Genomic DNA, 22,089 nt, shown 5'->3' with positions numbered 1-22,089 from the left:
ATGCTATTCGGTATTAGTAGTTAACCTGATAACCTAAAGTAAAGGTAGTGCCTTGGGCGTTGTAGCTGTCTTTAAATGCATAATCACGGACTAAACCTTCAAGTTGATCTAACGTTGGATCGCTTGGAAGATCGATGCCGCCATACACACTGCCACTGCCCATCTGTGCATAGGTTGGACGATAAACCTTATCGAACAAGTTTTTGATACCTAAGGTAAACTGACCGAAGTCACTGCGATAAAATAGACTCAAGTCGACAGTGGTATAACTCTCAGTCGGCGCATTGTAGTAACTGTACCCTTTAAAAGTTCCCCACATGCCATTTTGTGGCAACGCCAAATCGATCTCAGAACCTTCGTCACGTGAGCCAACATAATTAACCTGTAACAAGCCACCAAACTCATCATTCAAGTTCATATCAAGGAAGATATTTGCCTTCATCGGGCTAATGCGGGCGTTGTTCATCTTCACCCAACCATTTGTTGGATGACGATATTCACCTTGGGTATAACTAAAGTTTCCGCCAAGGGTGAAAGTGTCATTGATGGCATAAGAGGAGAGTAACTCAACACCATAGGTCTTCTCATCACGGCTCACCACTGCATCGATTGCATCAGGATTTAGCGTCTTTGATTGATCGTACACCAGACGCGGATCTAAAGAGGCTAAGGTGCTATAAATCACTTGGTCCAGAATATCGACATAGCTTTGAGCACGCTCAGACTGAGTGTAAAACAAGCCAATATCAAAACTAAGATTGTCGAATTGTCCTCGATAGCCTAAATCGAAATTATTCGCTTCAGTTGGTGTCATCTTGTCATCATATTGCTCAACCTTTGCCACATCAATTGAGCGAAGACGGCGCAGATCGCCTAAACCATAACCTTGGGAAAATGAGGCATATATTTCAGTTGTTTCAAAACGATAAACCCCACCTAAATTAAATACCGGTTTGCGGTAACTTAAACTGCCTCCCTCAATCGTTTTGCCACTAAAGGGCGTATAACCATACCGTCCTGTTGCCAAGTAGTCTGGTACATCAAGGTCAAAGTTCTCGTAACGCAGCCCAAACTGCAGCATGAAGCTATCTTGATTAAACTCATATTCGGCAAAGGGAGCCAGATTTGTCTGCTCAACATTACAGATCTCGCACACACCTTTAGCACTAATCTGTTTTGTTTTATCGACCTGATAATCAATACCATAGGTCAGCTTATCTTGCTCTCTCGGCAACACAAGAGGCTGCGCAGCAATGCGGAGCGCCTGTTTCTTAGATTGAGTCAGTACCTTATTTGCCTGTGTGTTCTCACTCTCGCTAGCACTTAACTCGATATTGACCTGATGGCCCCCCATCGAAGGTGCGTTATAAGTAAACTGAACATACTTGTTTTCACTGTAGGGCGCATCGCCAGTAAAAGGTTTTGAGGTATCGACAACAACGGTTTCATCAAACACGGTTTTACGTGCAAAACTGAGCTGATTTTCAAGCTTTCTGCTGTGAAGATTGAGCGCCATGGTCGAGTCATCATCGAACAGATAACCCAATTTGACTAAAGCATCGAAATCTTCAAGCTCACCCTGACCGCCACGTCCTGCAGGATCGGAAGGAATTTGAGTGCCTTCACCATCGAATAGGGTGCCCGAGTCACGCCAGTTAAGCTGAGCCAGATAGTTAAACTGGCCTTGAGTGCCAGAGATACGCTGACTTAGTTGATAGCCAATTGAGTCAGCATCATGGATTGAACCTGCTATTTTAGCCTCACTCCAAAATGCAATCCCCTCACTACTTGCCTGATGAGTGATCAGGTTGATGACTCCAGCAGACTCGCCATTGCCGTAAACAGCACTGGCGCCTTGAATCACCTCAATGCGCGCGATATTCTCTACCGAAATGGAGGAGAGTACTCGGCTGGTATCTCGTAAGGTATTCGACACAACCACACCGTCGATCATCACAATCGCTTTACGGCCACGAAACCCCTGATATGTACTCGACATCATCTGAGTTTCTGGGCCATAACTCGGCACCAGACTTGCCAGCAAGCTAGAAAGATCAGCGCTCAGACTAATCTGCGCCTGAATTGCCTCCTGATCAATGATTTGAACTGTGCCCGGCAATGAAGACACCGGTGTATCGAAAGGTTTCGCCGTAACATGAATGATCTCCATCTCCCCGTTATCCGAACTAAGTTGGTCACTCTCAGCCCATGCAGCTCCCCCAAAAGTGGCGAGCAGAATGGCAGTCGATATTGGGGCTAATTTGAACTTTGACACGATTATATTCCCTGATGATTAATAATATTTTTTGTTTCTGAGACTGGCTTTCCCTCGCCCCAATCTATAATTGATTCCTCCAATGAGAGGTCAAAGTGAGCATGGCCAAGCATGTCGTTGATGATGGTGGCGCTACGCCAAGCAGTAAGGCTTAATTGTGGCTCTAAAATACCGTGACTATGAACGCCAGCATTAACCGCATAGACCTTGTTGGTTTTAGGCCCATCCCAAGCCACAGAAAACTCACGATTGAGGTTAAATTGGCCATATTGATCGATGTCCAACTTCTGTTTAATCGGCGATAGATAACTTGGGATTTGTGACTCAAAACCCGTGCATAGAATCAACTCATCAACCTCGAGCAATTCATTATTTCCGGTGATGCCATTAACTAATGTGAGCTCATATTTATCATTACGTTGACGCATCTGAGTTAAGGTTCTGTGGGGGCGCAAACTCCATTTGCCACTGTCTCTTTCGCCATTGATAAACCGTTCCTGATAAAGGTGCTGATAGATCTCATTCAATGAAGCACTGGTGATGCCATCGCTAGAAAGCTTCTGGTGTTTTACTTCTTGATGTTTAACTCCGTCACTCAGGCCATAAAAAATCTGTCCATAGCCCGGCGTATAATATTGATCGGTAAATACCCCTTCATCCAACGCCTGAAAATTAGGCCGTCTTGAGATCCAGATAACCCGAGTCGGCTCGCCCCATTGACGCTGCAGAAGATTAAGAAAGACATCGGCGCCGGTTTGACCGCCACCAATCACTGCCAAGGTTTTGCCCTGATAATTACGCTCTCTCAACGCTAAACGGCTGGCATGGAGACATTTAGGTCCCATATGGGGCTTAACACACTGTGGTAAATGAGCAACTTTGCCCGTTCCGAGACAGATGTGCTGACTGGTATAGCTCCCCTGCTTACTGTGAATAAGGAATTTGTCGCCGGCAAACTCCACAGCATCGACAGGATTATCGAACATGAGATTATCCACTCTACCTGCGACCCAAGCTAGATAGTCCGCAAATTCGATGCGACTTATGGTGTCCATCTGCGCCGCCATGTAAGCGTAGATTTTACGTTTATTCACCAGATACGAGAGGAAAGACAGCGGGTTCGTCGGCTCAACAGCCGTCACCATATCTTTTAGGGGACTGGTCTGCATTCTTGCATCATTAAGCAGTAAACCAGGGTGCCATGTCATCGACTGATGGGCGTCAGCAAACGCCGTATTTAACCCTTTTATGCCTTGAGATAACGCAGCAATGCTCAAATTAAAGGGACCAATGCCGATGCCAAAAAGATCGAAATGCTTCATATCTTTACTCATGATTAATTATCCTGATAGTGACGTGTCATCTGCTCGAAAAAGCGCTCACGTTTACCCACAACTAAAGCTGCATGTTTATGGGGGAAATGGAACTCCTTCACTTTTTCAAAATCAAAGTATTGCCATAACTTAATCACATTTTTATTGTCAATTCTGGGCTCGCCAACAAGGTGTTTTGTCCGGCTATCAGCAAGAAAACTATATTGAATAAGATAGTGACCCCATACCTTCCAGTATTGGCTGCCAAGATAATTTTCATTACCGATCAAGAGATGAATACCACGATCGTAATTGTCGGCATCATAGTAAGGACCCAGTCGGTCCTCCTTAGCCCAGTAATATTCAAAGTAGCCAAATGCATTGCCATTCAACATGGCGATAACGGGAAACTGATGCTTCAGCGCCACGCCTTTTTGTAAATACGCCAGTAGCTCCTCTTTAGGCTTATCAAGCTCCCAAAATTCCGCAACTCGTGGCTGATTCATCCATTGATGGAAGAGAGCAAGATCAGCCTGAGGATCAACAAGCCGTAAACTCAGTTCCTGACCAAATTCATAGCTATAGCGGCGATAGAAAACTCCTTGGGGGTGACGAGGCCTTAAAGGATGGGTAACTTCCTCCTCGATTAGGGTCTCGGGTAGAGACTGATTAGCGGTAAGTAGCCACAGATCTGGGTTTTGTTCAAATTGAGAGATACCAATGAACAGCGCATTATCATCGACACACATCCAGCGTGCAGGCTTGTCATAGCAAAGCTGATCCCAGTGGGATAACGACAAACTGACGCCTTTGGCCACGCCACAAAAGATACTGTGTTCAAGCAGCGACAACATCTGTAGATAGGAGAGCCGTGACTGATTATAATTTGGGCTAGCAGGTAACAAGATCCTCAAGCCGTCATGTTCAGTCAGGTAAACATCGAGTGAACACTCAGCAGTTTCAATGCTGATACTGTTACCTTCGGTAAATCCCATCAGACTGCTGTCTGGTAAGCGTTTTACTAAGCGCTTTCCATCCGGTCTTAGGTAGAGTGGATTGGGGATCTCTTGATAGATCTCACTTGGATCTTCGATACTGTTTTCATTAATATTACTCAAGTAAACAAAGAAATTACCTTTAAATATTAACGAGTCTGAATTGAGAAGGTAATCAACAAATCCGGGATCTTTATATCCCTTCTGTTGCAGATGTCCCATAAACAATCTCAACTGAGTCAGCAGTACCGACTCTTTCACCAAGCCTGCTGAGGCCATTGAGCTGATAACACTAAAGCTGCTGTTAAATATCAGGTAATAGCTGATAAAAGGATCGACAAACTGATGGGGCATAAAGTTTTCAGGAGCCACATCACCTAATTGTTCAGCAAAGCATTCCTGAGCCGCGCAGGTGAAACCTGTTCCCTGACAGTCCCGATAGAAGAGTCCAACAGGCAGGCTATCTTCAATATCCACCACAATATTTTGCTGGTGGGCTAGAAAGATCACCCCGTAATCACTTCGAGCCGTCACTAAAGGTTCCAATACTTGCTCCAAATAGCCTTGGAACCATTGCTGTGCAACCCTTGATGTCGACTCTCCCCGCTCCTCGGCGCGGCCAAGCACCATATTAGCTAATGCACTGTTTCCTCCTAAGGGATCAGCTTGAGTCAAGGTCGCCAGCACCAAAGATTCACGTTCAGGCTGCTTCCAGAAGCTATTGACCCTAAAGGCAAATAAACTCTCCTCTATGGCCTCACCTTCCAGTGTTTGCAGCGCAGCAAAACCAGGCTCGCGCATGATGGTCAATTTCGGATAGCGCTGCAGAAGCTCAAGCCCTTTATCCGCATCTAAGATCTGTTCAAGCAGCATGCCTCGGCGCACCTCTTTCAACGAAAGATGGCGCACTGAATTGGTGAGCTTCACACTCAATGAGTACTTGATCATAAACCGGCAATCAGGATGATAGATGGCACGCAGTGATGTGGTCGCACGCCAGCCCTCACCGTGAATACCGAGATCTAAAATCAGCTCAGATGCGAATAGATGAGCGATATCATCTCGCTCTTTCAGCACGGCAACCTGCCAAGGGTGCATCGGCATAAGCTGAAAATCAGCAGGTAGAATGCCAAAATCCAATTTAAGATCTTCGGTTATTGCAGCAATACTCTTCTGTACATCACTGCCGTAAACTTCTCCCTGCCAAGCTGTTTGATGAACAGCAAACCAATGAAGTCCAAAACTTTCACCACTTTCGGGGGCATAACAAATATCCGCACCACTAAATTCACTGCGACTTTTTGGTGCCGGATGCATGTTATGTCCCACCAGCAAGGCTTGTTCTGCCTCAATAAAATTCAATTTATCCTTGTAGAGATGGTTAAGATCATCAAATCTGGTGCTGATTGCATTGGCAGTATTCGCGGCGCTTAGTATCACTCGGTTTTTAAATAAGTCTCTGGTTTCTTCAGACAAATCACCGACAATCGAAGGTTCATGGAGAATTAAGGTCAACGCCCGCTCAAAGCTCAATGAACCTCTGTGGCTTCCCTCAATGTAACGAATTGGGAAAATAAATCGATGGGGCCCGCAATGGGAAAAATGGGCATACGAAAGCTGTAACTCAACGCCACATTCAGGCAAGTTTATGGATACGAATTCATGATTAGTGTCCTGTTGCCAGCCATGGAACTCTTTCAGTAATCCATTAAAAAAACATTGAGCGGCCAAATCGACATGCTCACTCTGTTCGTTATTCAACATCCCTATAACACCCGTATCTAATTAAGAATATAACAAGTTGCAAATGATAATCATTACCATTAGCATGTCAACAAGGTTTACACACACGAATAGTTAAGATGGAAAAACGTCCCTGGCCTCTGTTTGTATCGGCGCCGCTATTAGGATTAAGTCAAAGTATTTTAGTTGTGTTCACCCCCATTTTTATCGATAAAACCAGTCTCTCAATCGAAAGCCTTGCCATGCTGATGAGCCTAGGTTCAATGCTATTTCTATTCAGTACTCCTATGTGGGCCAAACTGTCGCTGCGTTTAGGATATGCACAAGTGTTAATGAGGGGGATTCTGGGGTTTAGTGTGAGTTTCACCGTGATGCTACTGGCGCTGTGGGGAAGTGTGACTTGGCAATGGCCGCTATTATGGGTGGTATTTACCCTCATCATCTCTAGGCTAATTTACGGCATGACAGCCTCAGCAATAGTCCCGAATTGCCAAGCTTGGTTGACCGAATTAAGCCCTGCGACACAGACAATGAAAAAATTGGCACAACTGTCGGCAACCATGGCAGTTGGCAGACTGTTAGGCCCGCTACTCGCCATGTCGCTGATCTGGCTTGGCTGGCTAACGCCCGTACTCTTCCTTTGTTTTGCTCCGCTAATGTGTCTATTCAGTGTGTTCAGATTTAGCCGCACTACTGCGACACACACCAACAAAGAACTGAAAGCGATCAATACAGAACTCGGACAGAATCAGCTCGACAGTAAGCTCGCCCATAGTCTGCTTATCAGTATCACCTTAATCTGTATCACCTATAGCAGTGTGACCTTTTTACTGACTCCTATGGTGCAAGCCTCGCTGCACTACTCCAGTGAAGAGACCAGTCAGTATCTCTCTCTATTAATGACACTAGCCGCGATAACCATGGTATTCAGCCATGGTCTGACATCCCGATTAAACAACGTCGATCACTTTAAAATGATGTTGCTGGCCAATATTATGTTACTGCTGTCTCTGACTTTGATGCAGCTGGCGATCCCACACATTCTATTCATCGCCGTGCCTCTACTCAGCGGAGCATTTGCCATCTTACAACTGCAGATCACCACCTTGTTGTGTCACTTAGTCGGCAAAGGAAGCAAGGCGATCGCCACTGGACTGGTCTCTAAATATCAAACTATAGGTTATGTGCTCGGCGCCTGTGTACTCTGGCTAACAAGCTCAGATACCAATACCAGCTTACACATTTTAAGCTTATTGGCCTTGGCACAATTGGCTTCACTCATCACCTGGAAGCTAAATATCAAAGCAGTGGAGCAGGTGTAGATTAAATTTCGGAAACATTTGCCTTCATCCTATAAACACGCGTTATTATGGACAGAAGTTAATCGTCACAGTAACTGACAGCTTATGCCTGAAGCTTTACAACATATCATGGCCGAAATGACACCTTGGCTACAGCAATACGGCTATTTCATTCTAGCGCTCGCCATCGCCATCGAAGGCGTAGGCATCCCCGCTCCCGGCCAATCCTTATTAATCGTCGCCAGCCTTCTTGCTGCAGCAGGACAAATGTCACTCCCGCTTGTGCTTATCGTCGCGGGTAGCAGTGCTTTTATCGGCAATAGCTTAGGTTACTTTTTAGGGATCAAATTCGGGGATGTTTTGATTAAGAAAGGTTGGGTAAAAGAGAGTACAGAAGCCAAGCTCCATGGTTTTATTGGTAAGTATGGTTTAGCCGCGCTGTTACTCAGTCGCTTTATTGAAGGGCTTAAACAAACCATTTTTATTGGTTGCGGTATGGCCAAGATGTCACTTAACAAGTTTCTGCTTGGTAACACGCTTGCCACAGGGCTTTGGCTCACACTCTTTGGCTTAGGACCAGTGCTTATCCGTGATGAACTCACTCCCATACTCGCCTTTTACCATCACCACCAACACCTTTTTTGGTTGATAATCACAGTCATTGGTACCATCAGCCTAGTGATATTTACCTTAATCTTGAGGCGACGTCAGTCTCACCAAGTTGATGAGTAAAATGGAATCGTCAGGCAAAAAAAGCGAGTCTTATGACTCGCAAAAATGATTAAACATCTACATCTATCGAATAATGTAAGTTAGTAAATACGCTTAATTTTAACTTTAGCAACGGGGCCATTCCAATCGTAGAGTGACTGAGCTAAATCGGCTTCACCGTGAATGCCTGGACTTGGGTATGAGTAACCTTCATCACTGTCATCAGGCGCAGAGAAAGGGTTACCGCCACAAACAGGGCCTGGAATATTCACACATAACTCATCATTTGCTTCTGAGCCTGCATCATAGGCACGCATATTGTAGTGAACTGTTTGACCACGTCTTCTAGGCAGTTTCTTTGCTCTTAACGAAACCATAGTGTCATTGGTTGGCAATAACATCGAAATCAAACTGATGCGGCTAAATCGACGACTCGAACTGATTTCGAAAGTGACACTTTGGCCATTTGTTAGCAATCCATCTGTGCTTGTTGTATTGGCGACTCTAGATGAACTGTCTAACTCATCTTTCAAACCACTAATATCACCGCCTTCAGCGACGTTCGCGATATTATCACTCGATGGTTCACCTAGCGTAAACAACTGCATCTCTGGTCTGTGAGTCGCAGCTAACAAAGGTGTAAACGCGATTCCTTTAGTCAAATTAGTCACCGTCACTTCATAAACAGCTTCGCGATGGTGACTACCATAACTTTCGGCAAACAAACTCGGGGATAAGCAAATCGCAAAAAGCATCAAACTTAATTTTTTAATATGTTCCATGTCATAGATCTCACTGTAATTAAAAGGATTAAATCTATATTTAACGTCAATATATTGAATTCGAATATTGACTATAGGCTTTAAATATCACAGAAAGGTCACGAAAAAAGCGCGTTTAGTTAACATGTAAAACAGCTGCTCAAACAGCCTTTAGAATTAACATATTCCCTGACTAATATTTGAGTTATTGAACATCCAATTTTTCAAGCAAAGAGGGATAGCCCCAACCATTCTCACCCACAGTAATGGGCTCTCCCGTTAGAAACTCGTATAGGGTTGGCGCCAGTGAACCATTTTCTTCGATAGTTAATGGGATGAGATCGTCACCTATTGGTACTCCCCAGAAACCAATAAAGGCGTCTTTTTCAAGGTAATCTTCACCGGCATGACGACCAGGGACTTTAGTGTTGAAGCCGACCCCCGCCTTGGGAAACAGGTTAACCGTACCCGCTCTGTCCTCTTCATACAGCCTTGCCAATTGATTCAGAGCATCAGGTCTTGAAGTAAACAGGCTCAGCTCACGCCATTGCTGAACACTGCACCATGACTCTGGCTCCTGCTCTTTGGCTTGATGCAAGCATTGGGCTTTCAAAACGGAGTACCTGCTCAACTCTGCTGCTGTTGGCTTCTCTCGATACGGGTTGAGAGTCTGGATATCGAGCAATTTTGGCTCAATACGGGGATCTATGCCTGGCTCAGTAACGGGTACACTGGTATAGAACAGCTTATCTCCTCTTAACTCCACCAGCTCATCGAGGCGAACACCGTCGCGATATCCAATCAGGCGAATTTGGCATTGATTCAGGCTGCATTGCTGTTCCCGCAGCACCATGTAATCCAGGCTATCTGCCAGTCTGTTCACTGTCTCAGCTACGATATCAATCGTCTGAGATGGCTCCTTGGCATTGATTGGCGTCCAACGAATTAACTCTTCATACGTGGGTTGCACTTCCCATCCAGATGCCGAATTAAACAGATCCATCATCATGTTGCCACCCGCTGTCGATGCAACAACGATATCGACCCCTTTGTTGCTTGAGTAATTCAGTGCATTGGTGATCTTAGGGCCTTCGCCCTCATCAGAGGATATTTTTTTCACTATAATGGGGTAACCTAGCTCCTTGGACAGCGCTTCAAACACTAACTTTTCTGGATTGAGCGCATAAAAAACAGGTGTTAAACCATGATCTCCCGCCATTCCCCACAAGGTTTGATCATAGATCCCAGCTTCTTTATAAACCTGCTCAGTTTGAGATAGCCAATAATCCAATCGATTGAGCTCTCCCGTTGGCATGATGACCTCGTCGCTAAAGGGGCCGGTAAAATGTGCAAAATGATCCGGCCAAGGGTTATAGATCAAAGTGAAATCTGGCATCCCTTGACCATCGAGTTTTGCCAGTTCAGTGATCCTTTGCTCTATCTTCCATTTTTTAGTTAATTTAGTAAAAATATCGAGAAAAGAGATCCCCTGATAACCCTGTATATCCTCAATCAAATCCTGACGAAATTGGCGTAACTCCACTTCAACTTTAGCGCGATTTTTCAACTCTCTTAAGCACCGTTTCTCCCCATAATCTCGCTGCACTTCGCCCAATCCAAGATTCACTAATCCGTCGAAACTGGTGTGAGCATTCCAATCATATTGAGCATTACAGTTAAGGGTGATGAGGTAATTCAATCGATCAAACATGGTCTGTACGCCTGAGCTTTCCATTAATCTGTCAAGCTGTAGAGCATCGTTACCAAAGAAGTAATAAGCCCTGTCTTCTTCTCTGTCCACAAAGTGAAAATTGGGGATCCCAGTGCCTCGCTCTCCAGATACCTTGGCGCCGGTTTTTATGATCGGCAGGTTGCGCACACTAATGGTTGGCGTGGATGAGATCCCCACCTGAGCGATTGAGTCCCGATTAGTTTTATATAATTGCTTAAAAAAAGGTAGGTAATGAGGATCGTCATACTGAGTCTTTGCCAGCATTGCCATAAACTTTACCTGCTGCTCATGCTCAGGCTGCTTGGTCTCCACATCTTGAGGTTTAAAACGTGTGCGAGATTCATGGATCTGATTAGCATGTTTGATAAAAGGTGTTGATGGGTCAACTAGACCTTCGAGCAAACCCTGTTGCAAACCATCAACGGCGACTTGTACGCCATAACGTCGCGCCTGCTGTGAGGTTAGAAACTGAATTAAATTCTCGGAATTTTCATCAAAGGTATCCTGCATCCAAGCATTTAATGCCGTTTCCCGTTCTTGCTTAAATACAAACTGGCGATAGGCTTTAAGTACATTGAGGCGAACGAAATCGATTAATGTAATGGTTAATGCTTGGGCCTTATTATCCACCCGATTTTTATGCTCAGGCTTACCATCTTCTATCATGCCCTGTAGCGCTGCTTTCATCTCTCCCGCTTCCATTCCAGTAGCAGCTTGAGTCATTAAGTCGACAATAATGGGCTGTATTTTATTCACCAGAGCGAGATCTTTTGGACTCTGAGTAAGGTAGGTGTAATGATGCGGCAATGCGTCCATATCCTGCCACTCACCAATCTCCACTAAGGCGTCATAGATAGTCACCATAGAGGCAATAAACTGGCTATCCGTTTTTATCCCTTCGCTATTACCCTGTTTACCAGATGCTTGTTTATCCTCAGGAATTGGCTTATCTCCGTGCTGATACAAACTGTGCTCAAAAGCTTTAAGTTGCTCAGAAGAGTAAACACCATTCAGATACTGCTTAAACTCATCATCAACACTCAAGCCAGAGTATTGATCGTAAAAACTGTAGAGGAAATGACCCAAGGGGATGGCATAAGTCGGATCGCTCAGCTGAGCGATAACTCTGGCTTTAACCTTACTGTCCAGAGGAAGTGAGAGGATATAAACATCAAGAGAGACACCCGCAACGGTAAACAGTGGATATCACGAGTCAGCTTAGTAGAAGCACTCAGGGAAGAGACAATTTGATCCCTCATTATCTCACTAGCATTGAACACGCCGCCGATAACAGGCGTGTCGCCGATATCAGCAAAAACCGAAGTACTCATTAGCACCATAGGTAGAGCAATACAGGCCTTTAGCTTACGCCACTTAGTCTGAATATCATCCATAATCTTTAAAGCTCCAATCTATATTCTATGAGCATTCTCTTGACTCATGATTACATAATGAGTCAATAATTCAAGACTATACATAAGGGGTAATGTATCTAAAAAAGGAATAAGGCAAATATATGAGGAGTATCGGTTAACTGTAATAAGCCAAAAAACAACATCTATTCTATATTTAATGAAATAGAAAATGGAATTTTCGTAAGAATCAGATCAATCGAACTGCAGTGTACAGCCCTAAATCCAGTTCATTAATTGATCCCATCTTTACCTTAAACAGGAAAGAAGCTTATGATCAACTCGATGTTGAAACCATTACCGAATAGTTTTATCTGTCTATTACTCCTCTGCGTATACTGTCATAACCTCCATGCAGAGGGCACCTATCAGATGGATTCCGCACACCCACAGTATCTCGAAACCGACGCTTTAATGTTTATCCATGTCGACGCACCTAATAAATATATTCGATTGCATCTATGCCGACAGTTCAATCAAAGCGGTCAGGTTTATGCCGATATTTACTCCACAAATGTCGTTTCCGGCAAGTATGTGAAAAACACCAAGTTAGCCGACCTGACCTCCACAGTTGGTAATATTAGCTGTTCTGACCCCATGACAAGCCCACTTCCAGCAACACCGAGCAGTGGTGAAGTCATGCATTATCAGGTATCAAGTGCTGGGGTGTATGCAGTCGATTTAAGTGAACTAGATGATAATTACGAGAGGTGGGACATCTCAGTTGTCGATAACATAGGAGACAGCGTTGATCCAATGGCTAATGATGGTAATCTTTTCTCCTACTTATGGCGGTTCGATACTCCCAGCTACACATCAACCTATGCGGCAGACACTAGAATGTATATTCTGGCGCCAGGTGGGTTTACTAACACTAACTATGTATGGGCTGTCGATCTGCAAGGTTTTGCCGGAGATATCCATAAGATACTCTCAAACGACATAGGCTTAAATCCCCCCTACTCAGGGACAAGTAACTATCTGTATTTAAGTATTAATGAGAAGTTCCCGACCTATCTTAGCTATCCTACAGGCGCAAACCCCTCTCCTGCGCCAAGTGTTGCAGCTCAGTTAACCGACACTCTCAGTTTTCTCGATAGTGCGGGAAACGATAATGAGATATCCCCGAATGCTGACACCATTGAAGACACTGGCACATTCTCATTTACCCCTGATGCAACAGGAACTTATGATATCAGTGTGGCAGCGCTAGGGGGAAACTATGAGGTTATCTTACAAGGAAAAATGCTGCAAAATGTCAGCGTAAATAAAGTTTGGGATGGAAAAGATGCAGATGGTAATGCCATGCTTCCGGCAAAATATGACGTCAAATTAACCCTAAAACTAGGTGAATCTCACTTTGTTGTTAAAGATGTCGAAACCAGTGGTGGGGGATCAAATAATGGCATGACAATTTTACAAGCAACCGATAAAACCACTCTGATGGGCACACAGATCTATTGGGATGACACCTCGATTGGAGGAAGTACTAATCTTCCTACTGGCAGCCTATCCACTCTTGCTCCGATTGGCCTACACCGTCATACATGGGGAGACTTTACCTCCACCAGCATTGGCAATATGAATTATATGGACACCTATGTTTATGGTCTCTCAAGCGACTTTACCACTGAAGCTATCAATATCAATGCCAGTGCCCCGACAATCACCTCAAATGGAGGTGATCATGAAGCTGCTATCGAAATAAATGAGGGCAATACCTTAGTCACAAACGTTGTCGCAACGGGAGGATCCGGCTCATATACCTATTCAATACTTGGGGGAGATTCAGCGCTATTTAACATAGATGCCAGCGGGCAGATTACTTTTCTATCAGCCCCAAATTATGACATCCCTTTAGATGCTGATACTGATAATAATTACCTGCTGTTTGTCCGCGTAGATGGTGGTGGTACCTTAGAATATATTCATCAAGAGTTAACCATTTCTGTTAACAACATCCCCGTCTCAGATACCCAAAATGTAGCGGTCACAGAGGACACCCCTAAATTAATCTCCCTCACTGCGATTGATATTGATCTCGATACATTAACCTACAGCCTAATCAACTCACCTAACAATGGGATATTAAGCGGCACTATACCTAACTTAACCTACTCACCTACACTTAATTATACAGGCACTGACTCCTTCACCTTTAACGTTAATGATGGATTTACCAACTCTAATACAGCAACGGTCTCAATTAGCGTCAACCCTATTAATGATGCACCAAACACTAACAATCAAAATATTCCAGTAACAGAGGATATCCCTGTCAACATAACACTAACGGCAACAGATATAGATCTCGACGCCTTAAGTTATAGTCTACTGTCCTCCCCAGTGAATGGAACCTTAAGCGGATCCTTACCAAGTCTGGTTTATACGCCGACGCTTAATTATGTTGGTGGAGACAGTTTTACCTTTATTGCCCATGACGGAAACCTTATCTCTAATACTGGTAGCATCACCATTACGGTTTCCGGAATAAATGATGCGCCAACATCCAGTAATCAAAGCATCACGGTGATTGAAGACACCCCAAAAACAATCACCCTCACGGCAGCGGATATTGAGGCCGACACGCTGACTTTTAACTTAATGAGCTCACCCAACAAGGGGACATTAACGGGCACTATTCCCAACTTAACCTATACGCCAAGCCTTAACGAAACCGGGACTGACGCCTTCACTTTTAAAGTCAATGATGGAATAGCTGACTCAAATACAGCCACTGTTTCACTCAATATTACTGCCACTAATGATGCGCCAACATCGATTAATCAAAGCATCACGGTGATTGAAGACACCCCAAAAACAATCACCCTCACGGCATCAGATATTGAGGCCGACACGCTGACTTTTAACTTAATAAGCTCCCCAAACAAGGGGACATTAACGGGCACTATTCCCAACTTAACCTATACACCAAGCCTTAACGAAACCGGGACTGATACCTTCACTTTTAAGGTCAATGATGGAGTCTCTGACTCTAATACAGCCACTGTTTCACTCAATATTACTGCCACTAATGATGCGCCAACCTCTATGAATCAAAGCATCACTGTGGTTGAGGACACCCCTAAAACGGTCACTCTCACCGCCTCTGATATTGAGGCCGACGCGCTCACTTTCAGCTTAATGAGCTCACCCAGCAAGGGAACATTAACAGGCACTATTCCCAACTTAACCTATACACCAAACCTTAATGAAACCGGGACTGACGCCTTCACTTTTAAAGTTAATGATGGAATCTCAGACTCTAATACAGCCACTGTTTCACTCAATATCACTGCCACTAATGATGCGCCAATCTCTATCAATCAAAGTATCACTGTGATTGAAGACACTCCTAAAACGGTCACTCTCACCGCCTCTGATATTGAGGCAGACGCGCTCACTTTCAGCTTAATGAGCTCACCCAGCAAGGGAACGTTAACGGGCACTATTCCCAACTTAACCTATACACCAAGCCTTAACGAAACCGGGACTGACGTCTTCACTTTTAAAGTTAATGATGGAATAGCTGACTCTAATACAGCCACAGTCACACTCAATATCACTGCCACTAATGATGCGCCAATCTCGACGAACCAAAGTATCACTGTGACTGAAGACACTCTTAAAACGGTCACTCTCACCGCCTCTGATATTGAGGCAGACGCGCTCACTTTCAGCTTAATGAGCTCACCCAGCAAGGGAACATTAACGGGCACTCTTCCCAATTTAACCTATACACCAAGCCTTAACGAAACCGGGACTGACGCCTTCACATTTAAGGTCAATGACGGAGCCTCTGACTCTAATACAGCCACTGTTTCACTCAATATCACTGCCACCAATGATGCGCCAATAGCCAATGATCAAAGCCTAGATATGGTACAAGCTAGCTCTATTGAAATTATTCTAACGGCAACAGATGCTGAAGATTCAACCTTGGATTATTTAATAGAGACATTTCCCTTAAACGGTATGTTGATTGGAACCGGTTCCAGCTTAATTTACACGCCATCGGAAGCGTTCTCTGGGAATGATAGTTTCACATTCAAAGTCAATGATAATGAATCAGATTCAAATATTGCTCTCGTCACCATTATCGTTTTAGCAGATTTAGATAGCGATGGTATTTCCGACGATGACGACCTTGATGATGACGGTGATGGCATTTTAGACCTCATTGAAGGCGATATAGACAGTGACGGAGACGGTATACCAAACAGTCGGGATACTGATTCAGATAACGATGGCATACCAGATAGCGAAGAGGGGGTCATAGACACTGATGGTGATGGGCAACCTGATTATCTCGACTCTAGCCAAGATGAAGACAAAGATGGTATTCCCGATATTATTGAAGGTAGCTTTGACAGTGATCTCGATGGTCAGCTTAATTACCTTGATATTGACAGTGATAATGATGGTTTAGTAGACGGTTATGAAGCTGGGATCTCTGGAGAAGATTCAGACAGTGACGGGATAGATGATATTTTCGATATTGACCAGACTAAAGGACGAGACAGTAATAATGATGGTATAGACGATGATGTAAGCCTTATTGACACAGATCATGACGGTAAACCTAACTACCTAGATCCTGACTCAGATAATGACTGGCTCCCTGATGCCATCGAAGCAACATTTGCCCGTATCGATCTCGATGGCGATAATATTACCGATCTCTACGACATAGACATGACACAGGGAGAAGATACCGATTCTGATGGTATAGATGATAGATTCGACATCGACGAAAGCGGTCACTTTGATGCCGATAACGATGGAATCAATGATGCTAAATTACTAGAAAATGATCATGACCACGACGGGATAGAAGATCATCTAGACACAGATTCGGACAACGATGGCATAGGTGATACCGCTGAAACCGTCGTGCAGGCATTCGATCAAGATAATGACGGTATTACAGATATATTTGACCCAGATTTCACCCCTGGAAATGACAGTAACAATGACGGAATAATCGACAACATCCAGCTTTCCGATAATGACTCAGACAACATTTTTGACATGCATGATTTAGACAGTGATAACGATGGCTTACTCGATACCACTGAGTCTGGAGGGGCTGATATCAACCATGATGGTCAATCTGATGCCAACAGCGTGCTTATCTTAACTCCAACTGACACAGACTCAGATGGTACTCCAAATTTTATCGATCTGGACAGTAACAACAATGGTCAGATGGATATCACCAACACACCCGCTGTGGTATTGGATAAAAACGGCGATGGACGTATCGATCAAACAGACGATTCTGATGGTGATGGTATTGATAACTCCTATGACAACATGCCCAACTGGTTTGGAACATCAGCCGCTGTCGATCCGGATCAAGATGGCGTCCCCTTAGCGTTAGATAAAGACAATGACAACGATGGCATCTCGGATGTTACCGAAGGCCTAGGAGATCATGATAATGACAATATTGCCGACTACTTGGACCGTGACAGTGACAATGACGGCTTATCCGACGCCTTCGAAAATAACCGTCCTGCACCAATGGGAGAAGACCACGATAAGGATGGCATTGATAACTCATGGGACATAGATATAACGGGTGGTGTTGATATAAATAATGACGGCATTGCCGATCACTTTCTTGTGCTTGATTCTGATCTCGATGGCCAAGCTAATTATCTGGACTTAGACAGTGATAATGACTCAATTTCAGATAGCAAGGAGGAGCTACTTACCAAACTAATAGGAGTTGATAGTAACCAAAATGGAATTGATGACGCCATAGATGTAGAAATAACCATGGGTGTAGATGAAAACTTAGACGGTATAGATGATAGCCGCTTAATCCAAAGCTACAGCGACAATGACCAAATCCCGAACTTTATCGATACAGACAGCGATAACGATAATATTCCCGATAATATTGAAGGGGATATAGATACTGATAAGGATGGTATACCCAACTTCATAGACTTAGACAGTGATAACGATGAAATCTTAGATATAGTGGAAGGAGTGATTGATACCGATCAAGATAGTTTGCCGAATTATCTCGATACCGATTCCGATAATGATGGGATCTTAGACATAAACGAAAATACAGATACTAATCGAGATGGTATTAATGACAGCCTACAAGCAAATATTCAGCTAGAGATCCGCGGCACAAAATCAGGCGCTCTCAACCTCATACTACTCATGATATTAGCCGTATTCATAATAATCAGACGCAGCACCTTATTACCTAAGTATCTTAATAAAAGATAAGAGCCAAACAGGCTTGCTAACTTGACGCAAGCTACAAGTATTCTAACCTCAAGAGAGCACTTATCTTTACAGATTCTATCAAACAAAAAAACTGAATGTTAATCAATAAATAGGATGATAAAAATGACAACTCTTTTTGAACAACTCGGTGGCGATGCTTCTGTTGATGCCGCAGTGGATATTTTTTATCGTAAAGTGTTAACCGATGACAGCATTAGCCAATTTTTTGATGATGTCGATATGGATCGTATGAGAGCGATGCAAAAAAGCTTTTTAACCATGGCATTTGGTGGACCCAATAGTTACACAGGAGCTTCATTACGCGAAGCTCATGCTCCGTTGCTTAAACAGGGAGTCAATACTCGCCATTTTTCAGCTGTTGCAGGACACTTACAAGCGACACTGCAAGAACTCAGCGTACCTAACGAGTTGATAGATCAAGTCATGGCAATCGTTGGCAGCACTCATGATGATGTACTGGGTTTATAGTCAATGACTAAGATTTACTGGCAAGGGCAAGCCATAACATTAAATGAGCAAGAAACCGTACTCGATGCCCTGCTTAGGCAGGACATTGACCTACCCTACTCCTGTAAAAGTGGTCACTGCCATACTTGTATGTTGCAAGCTGAAAAGGGCGATGTCACCGATTCCCAACCCGATATTCGCGCCAGTTGGAAAGAATCAGGATATTTTCTCCCTTGTATTTGTCAGCCTAGCGGTGAGCTAACCCTATCTGTCATAGCCCAGAATGAGTTATTCACTCCTGTCCTTGTGCATGCCATCGAACACGTAAGTGAACGTATCTGTCGTGTCACACTCGATCCCGCGACACCATTTGATTATCACGCTGGGCAGTTTATCAACCTCAGACGCGCCGATGGCCTGAAGCGAAGCTACTCACTCGCCAGCTTGCCGACACAAGACAGTATGCTCGAAATTCATGTGCAGCAGATGGACAATGGTGAAATGAGCCAATGGATCCATCATGATCTATCAGTAGGAGATAAACTCGATATTTGTGGTTCTTTCGGTCATTGTTACTATCAAAAAGTGACGAAACCAATGCCAATACTGCTAGTTGGAACAGGCAGTGGACTCGCTCCCTTGATGGGAATTGTCCGCGATGCGCTAGATAATAATCATCAAGGTGACATCTATCTTTATCATGGCAGTCGAACCAAGAATGGCTTATACGGCCAAAACCACATGACGCTTCTCGCCAAGCAGTTCGACAACTTCCATTACTGTGGTGCAATTTCTGGTGTTGAAATGGAAGAAAATCAACGTATACACGCTGACGATCTAGCAATGAAAAATCATAAGAGTTTACTGGGTTGGCAGGTATATCTATGCGGACACCCTGCAATGGTCGCTAAAATGAAAAAGCGGGCCTATTTGGCAGGAGCAGAGATCAAACACATCTATGCGGATCCTTTTATCACGAAACAAGAATGACCAAAAGGCGACACTCCTCCGCATTTTGATGCCTACTTATTTCCACCCTATTAAGCACCACTTTTCATTGAATTCCCTTTTCAATTCATATCCACTTGTTTAGTCTGGTCAGTAATGAGATAAGTTTGGAATAATGAGTTAATGATGCCAGTGTCCCCTCTTCCCCTGTTAATTGCAGGTCCTATGCTTCGCCACTGTGATCGCGACAATTTCACGCTTTGGTTTGTTGCGAGCAAACCAATGGAATCACTCACCTTGACACTTAGTTGTCTTCTGAATGATGAAGGAGAAGAGCAAGTACTTTTCAATGAGGGCTTAGATGCCAAGCAACTGGATTGCATCAAATTAGGCAACCAAGCTTATCAATATATGATTCACCTTAGTGAGCCAGAACTGCTGCCAATTAATGTACAAGTAAATTATTTTTTAGAAGATATACAACAAGGTGCTATTTTCAGCGGCGTCGATGGCCTGAACTACGGCACACGATTAGCGCCAAATTTTGTCATCAAATCTGAAATTGATCACATGCTTCATGGCTCATGCCGCAATGCCCATCATCACAGTGGTGATGCTTTAGTGGCGGCAGACTGCCAACTTGAAGGGGATATAAGCACACAGGCAAGACCCGCACTCTTGATGCTCAGTGGTGATCAAGTCTATGTCGATAATGTCGCCGGACCTATGCTCTACGCGATAGGCGAAGTGATCAAACTCTTGGGTTTACCCCATGAACAGTTCAACGATGCTCAAATTCATAACAGTGACGCGATTAGTTATCATCCTGCTGCTATGTATCAGCGGCATAAAAACTTACTGCCTAAAACTAATTACCCAGCGAAAACAGCGTTAGGAAGCTGGTATCGAAACCACCCTATTTTTACCTCTTCACAAGCTGAAAATCATCTAGTAAGTCTTGGTGAGATCATCGCTTTTTATCTACTGACTTGGTCTCCAGAACTGTGGGAGCGCATCGATATTCCTAAAGATGTTGTTGGCTTATCGGCCGTAAACACAAACAGATGGCAACACGAATGGACTCATATTCTCGAGTTTAAAGCCGGACTTAAGCAAGTCAGACGGCTTATGGCTCACTTGCCGACTTATATGATCTTCGACGATCATGATGTCACCGATGATTGGAATCTAACGGCCAAATGGGAGCAAGCAGCCTATGGCCATGCCTTTTCAAAACGCATTATCGGCAATGCACTCATCGCGTACGCCCTATTTCAAGGGATAGGAAATGCACCTGATAAATTTAAAGCGGAAATCACTCCAAAATTAAAAGCCTTTTTAAATCAGCCTAATGACTTTACTCACGATGAGCTTAGTCATGATGAACTTATCGATAATTTACTGCAATTTAACCATTGGCATTACAACCTTAATACCAGCCCCAAAATAGTAGTACTTGATACTCGGACTCAGCGATGGCGCAGTGAATCTAATTTAGCAAAACCTTCCGGCTTGATGGACTGGGAAGCATTAATGGAGTTTCAACATGAATTAGTGGGACAGGAGAAAGTCATCATCATTTCCGCCGCACCTATGTTCGGCGTAAAATTAATTGAGACCATACAGAGAACGGCAACCATATTTGGCGGCTCTTTGTTAGTGGATGCTGAAAACTGGATGGCACACCCAGGCACTGCCAACACTCTACTAAGTATTTTTCAGCACAGGAAAACCCCTGAGCAATTTGTGATCCTATCGGGGGATGTGCACTACTCCTTTGCGTACGATATCCGTATTCGTTTTCGTAAAGGAGGACCAAAAATATATCAGATCACCTGCAGCGGCATTAAAAATCAATTTCCTGAGAAGCTGTTACCTATTTTCGATAGGGTTAATGGTTGGCTATACGGGCACTTCTCCCCGCTAAACTTCTTCACTAAACGTAAACGTATGTCGATACGAGGCCGTCGGCCCAATGGCGCTCGAAGCCAGCGATTATTCAATAAAAGTGGCATCGGTATGGTGAGTTTCGCCCCAAATGGCGCCCCAACAAAGATAGCAGTGCTTCATGCGGATATGAGCGAAACCCTTTTCGAGAGACCCTCTAGTGATAAACATGGAGCACGATCGACAACCAGAGAAGCTGACGACTAAAAGCGAAATATCAACGAGACGAGT

The 22,089-nt window shown here is 44.1% G+C and carries 12 protein-coding genes; 6 read left to right on the top strand and 6 right to left on the bottom strand.

Annotated elements, in window-relative coordinates; translation table 11 throughout:
* Nucleotides 1–13 precede the first annotated feature (13 nt).
* From FN961_RS00400 to FN961_RS00390, 3 genes are read right to left on the bottom strand one after another with little or no spacing between them, the layout of a single operon-like run.
* Complete coding sequence (locus tag FN961_RS00400) at nt 14–2,275, bottom strand: TonB-dependent receptor (protein ID WP_143562574.1); 2,262 nt, start codon at nt 2,273–2,275, stop codon at nt 14–16.
* A 2-nt stretch (nt 2,276–2,277) separates the two neighbouring features.
* Nucleotides 2,278–3,609: a lysine N(6)-hydroxylase/L-ornithine N(5)-oxygenase family protein gene (locus FN961_RS00395; protein WP_143562573.1), complete on the bottom strand. Its 1,332-nt coding sequence runs from the start codon at nt 3,607–3,609 to the stop codon at nt 2,278–2,280.
* 2 nt (nt 3,610–3,611) lie between these two features.
* On the bottom strand, nt 3,612–6,347 hold the full coding sequence (locus FN961_RS00390; protein ID WP_143562572.1) for a GNAT family N-acetyltransferase: 2,736 nt from the start codon (nt 6,345–6,347) through the stop codon (nt 3,612–3,614).
* A 98-nt stretch (nt 6,348–6,445) separates the two neighbouring features.
* On the opposite strand from FN961_RS00390, the gene FN961_RS00385 reads away from it, so the two are divergent.
* Both FN961_RS00385 and FN961_RS00380 read left to right on the top strand, forming a co-directional pair.
* Entirely contained in the window at nt 6,446–7,648 is a 1,203-nt protein-coding gene (locus FN961_RS00385; protein WP_143562571.1) for an MFS transporter, read from the top strand.
* A gap of 84 nt (nt 7,649–7,732) precedes the next feature.
* Nucleotides 7,733–8,359 (top strand): DedA family protein, encoded by a 627-nt coding sequence (locus FN961_RS00380; RefSeq protein WP_143562570.1) that lies wholly within the window; start codon nt 7,733–7,735, stop codon nt 8,357–8,359.
* Nucleotides 8,360–8,439: 80 nt separating this feature from the next.
* Here the strand turns inward: FN961_RS00380 and FN961_RS00375 are convergent, their stop codons facing one another.
* The 3 genes from FN961_RS00375 to FN961_RS25985 form a co-directional block, all read right to left on the bottom strand.
* On the bottom strand, nt 8,440–9,120 hold the full coding sequence (locus tag FN961_RS00375; RefSeq protein WP_143562569.1) for a spondin domain-containing protein: 681 nt from the start codon (nt 9,118–9,120) through the stop codon (nt 8,440–8,442).
* Nucleotides 9,121–9,304: 184 nt separating this feature from the next.
* Nucleotides 9,305–11,917 carry an alkaline phosphatase family protein gene (locus tag FN961_RS00370; protein ID WP_229814581.1) on the bottom strand — a complete coding sequence of 871 codons (2,613 nt, stop codon included), beginning with the start codon at nt 11,915–11,917 and terminating at the stop codon, nt 9,305–9,307.
* A gap of 23 nt (nt 11,918–11,940) precedes the next feature.
* Complete coding sequence (locus FN961_RS25985; RefSeq protein ID WP_229814580.1) at nt 11,941–12,225, bottom strand: hypothetical protein; 285 nt, start codon at nt 12,223–12,225, stop codon at nt 11,941–11,943.
* Between the two features lie 390 nt (nt 12,226–12,615).
* Here FN961_RS25985 and FN961_RS00365 point away from each other — a divergent pair, with 390 nt between their 5' ends.
* The 4 genes from FN961_RS00365 (at nt 12,616) to FN961_RS00350 (ending at nt 22,065) form a co-directional block, all read left to right on the top strand.
* Complete coding sequence (locus tag FN961_RS00365; protein ID WP_185972672.1) at nt 12,616–18,495, top strand: Ig-like domain-containing protein; 5,880 nt, start codon at nt 12,616–12,618, stop codon at nt 18,493–18,495.
* Between the two features lie 123 nt (nt 18,496–18,618).
* Complete coding sequence (locus tag FN961_RS00360) at nt 18,619–18,984, top strand: group I truncated hemoglobin (protein ID WP_143562567.1); 366 nt, start codon at nt 18,619–18,621, stop codon at nt 18,982–18,984.
* A gap of 3 nt (nt 18,985–18,987) precedes the next feature.
* Complete coding sequence (locus FN961_RS00355) at nt 18,988–19,953, top strand: 2Fe-2S iron-sulfur cluster-binding protein (RefSeq protein ID WP_143562566.1); 966 nt, start codon at nt 18,988–18,990, stop codon at nt 19,951–19,953.
* A 141-nt stretch (nt 19,954–20,094) separates the two neighbouring features.
* Entirely contained in the window at nt 20,095–22,065 is a 1,971-nt protein-coding gene (locus tag FN961_RS00350) for an alkaline phosphatase D family protein (RefSeq protein WP_185972671.1), read from the top strand.
* The last annotated feature ends 24 nt before the right edge of the window (nt 22,066–22,089 follow it).

Origin of the sequence: Shewanella hanedai (assembly GCF_007197645.1) — a bacterium.
In the GTDB taxonomy this organism is placed as follows: domain Bacteria; phylum Pseudomonadota; class Gammaproteobacteria; order Enterobacterales; family Shewanellaceae; genus Shewanella; species Shewanella hanedai.
This window is presented reverse-complemented; position numbering and strand designations above follow the sequence as displayed.

Excerpts from the sequence above, each read along its gene's own strand:
- FN961_RS00395 (WP_143562573.1), bottom strand. The coding sequence starts at position 3,609 with ATGAGTAAAGATATGAAGCATTTCGATCTTTTTGGCATCGGCATTGGT.
- FN961_RS00390 (WP_143562572.1), bottom strand. The coding sequence starts at position 6,347 with ATGTTGAATAACGAACAGAGTGAGCATGTCGATTTGGCCGCTCAATGT.
- FN961_RS00385 (WP_143562571.1), top strand. The coding sequence starts at position 6,446 with ATGGAAAAACGTCCCTGGCCTCTGTTTGTATCGGCGCCGCTATTAGGA.
- FN961_RS00380 (WP_143562570.1), top strand. The coding sequence starts at position 7,733 with ATGCCTGAAGCTTTACAACATATCATGGCCGAAATGACACCTTGGCTA.
- FN961_RS00375 (WP_143562569.1), bottom strand. The coding sequence starts at position 9,120 with ATGGAACATATTAAAAAATTAAGTTTGATGCTTTTTGCGATTTGCTTA.
- FN961_RS25985 (WP_229814580.1), bottom strand. The coding sequence starts at position 12,225 with ATGGATGATATTCAGACTAAGTGGCGTAAGCTAAAGGCCTGTATTGCT.
- FN961_RS00365 (WP_185972672.1), top strand. The coding sequence starts at position 12,616 with ATGGATTCCGCACACCCACAGTATCTCGAAACCGACGCTTTAATGTTT.
- FN961_RS00360 (WP_143562567.1), top strand. The coding sequence starts at position 18,619 with ATGACAACTCTTTTTGAACAACTCGGTGGCGATGCTTCTGTTGATGCC.
- FN961_RS00355 (WP_143562566.1), top strand. The coding sequence starts at position 18,988 with ATGACTAAGATTTACTGGCAAGGGCAAGCCATAACATTAAATGAGCAA.
- FN961_RS00350 (WP_185972671.1), top strand. The coding sequence starts at position 20,095 with ATGATGCCAGTGTCCCCTCTTCCCCTGTTAATTGCAGGTCCTATGCTT.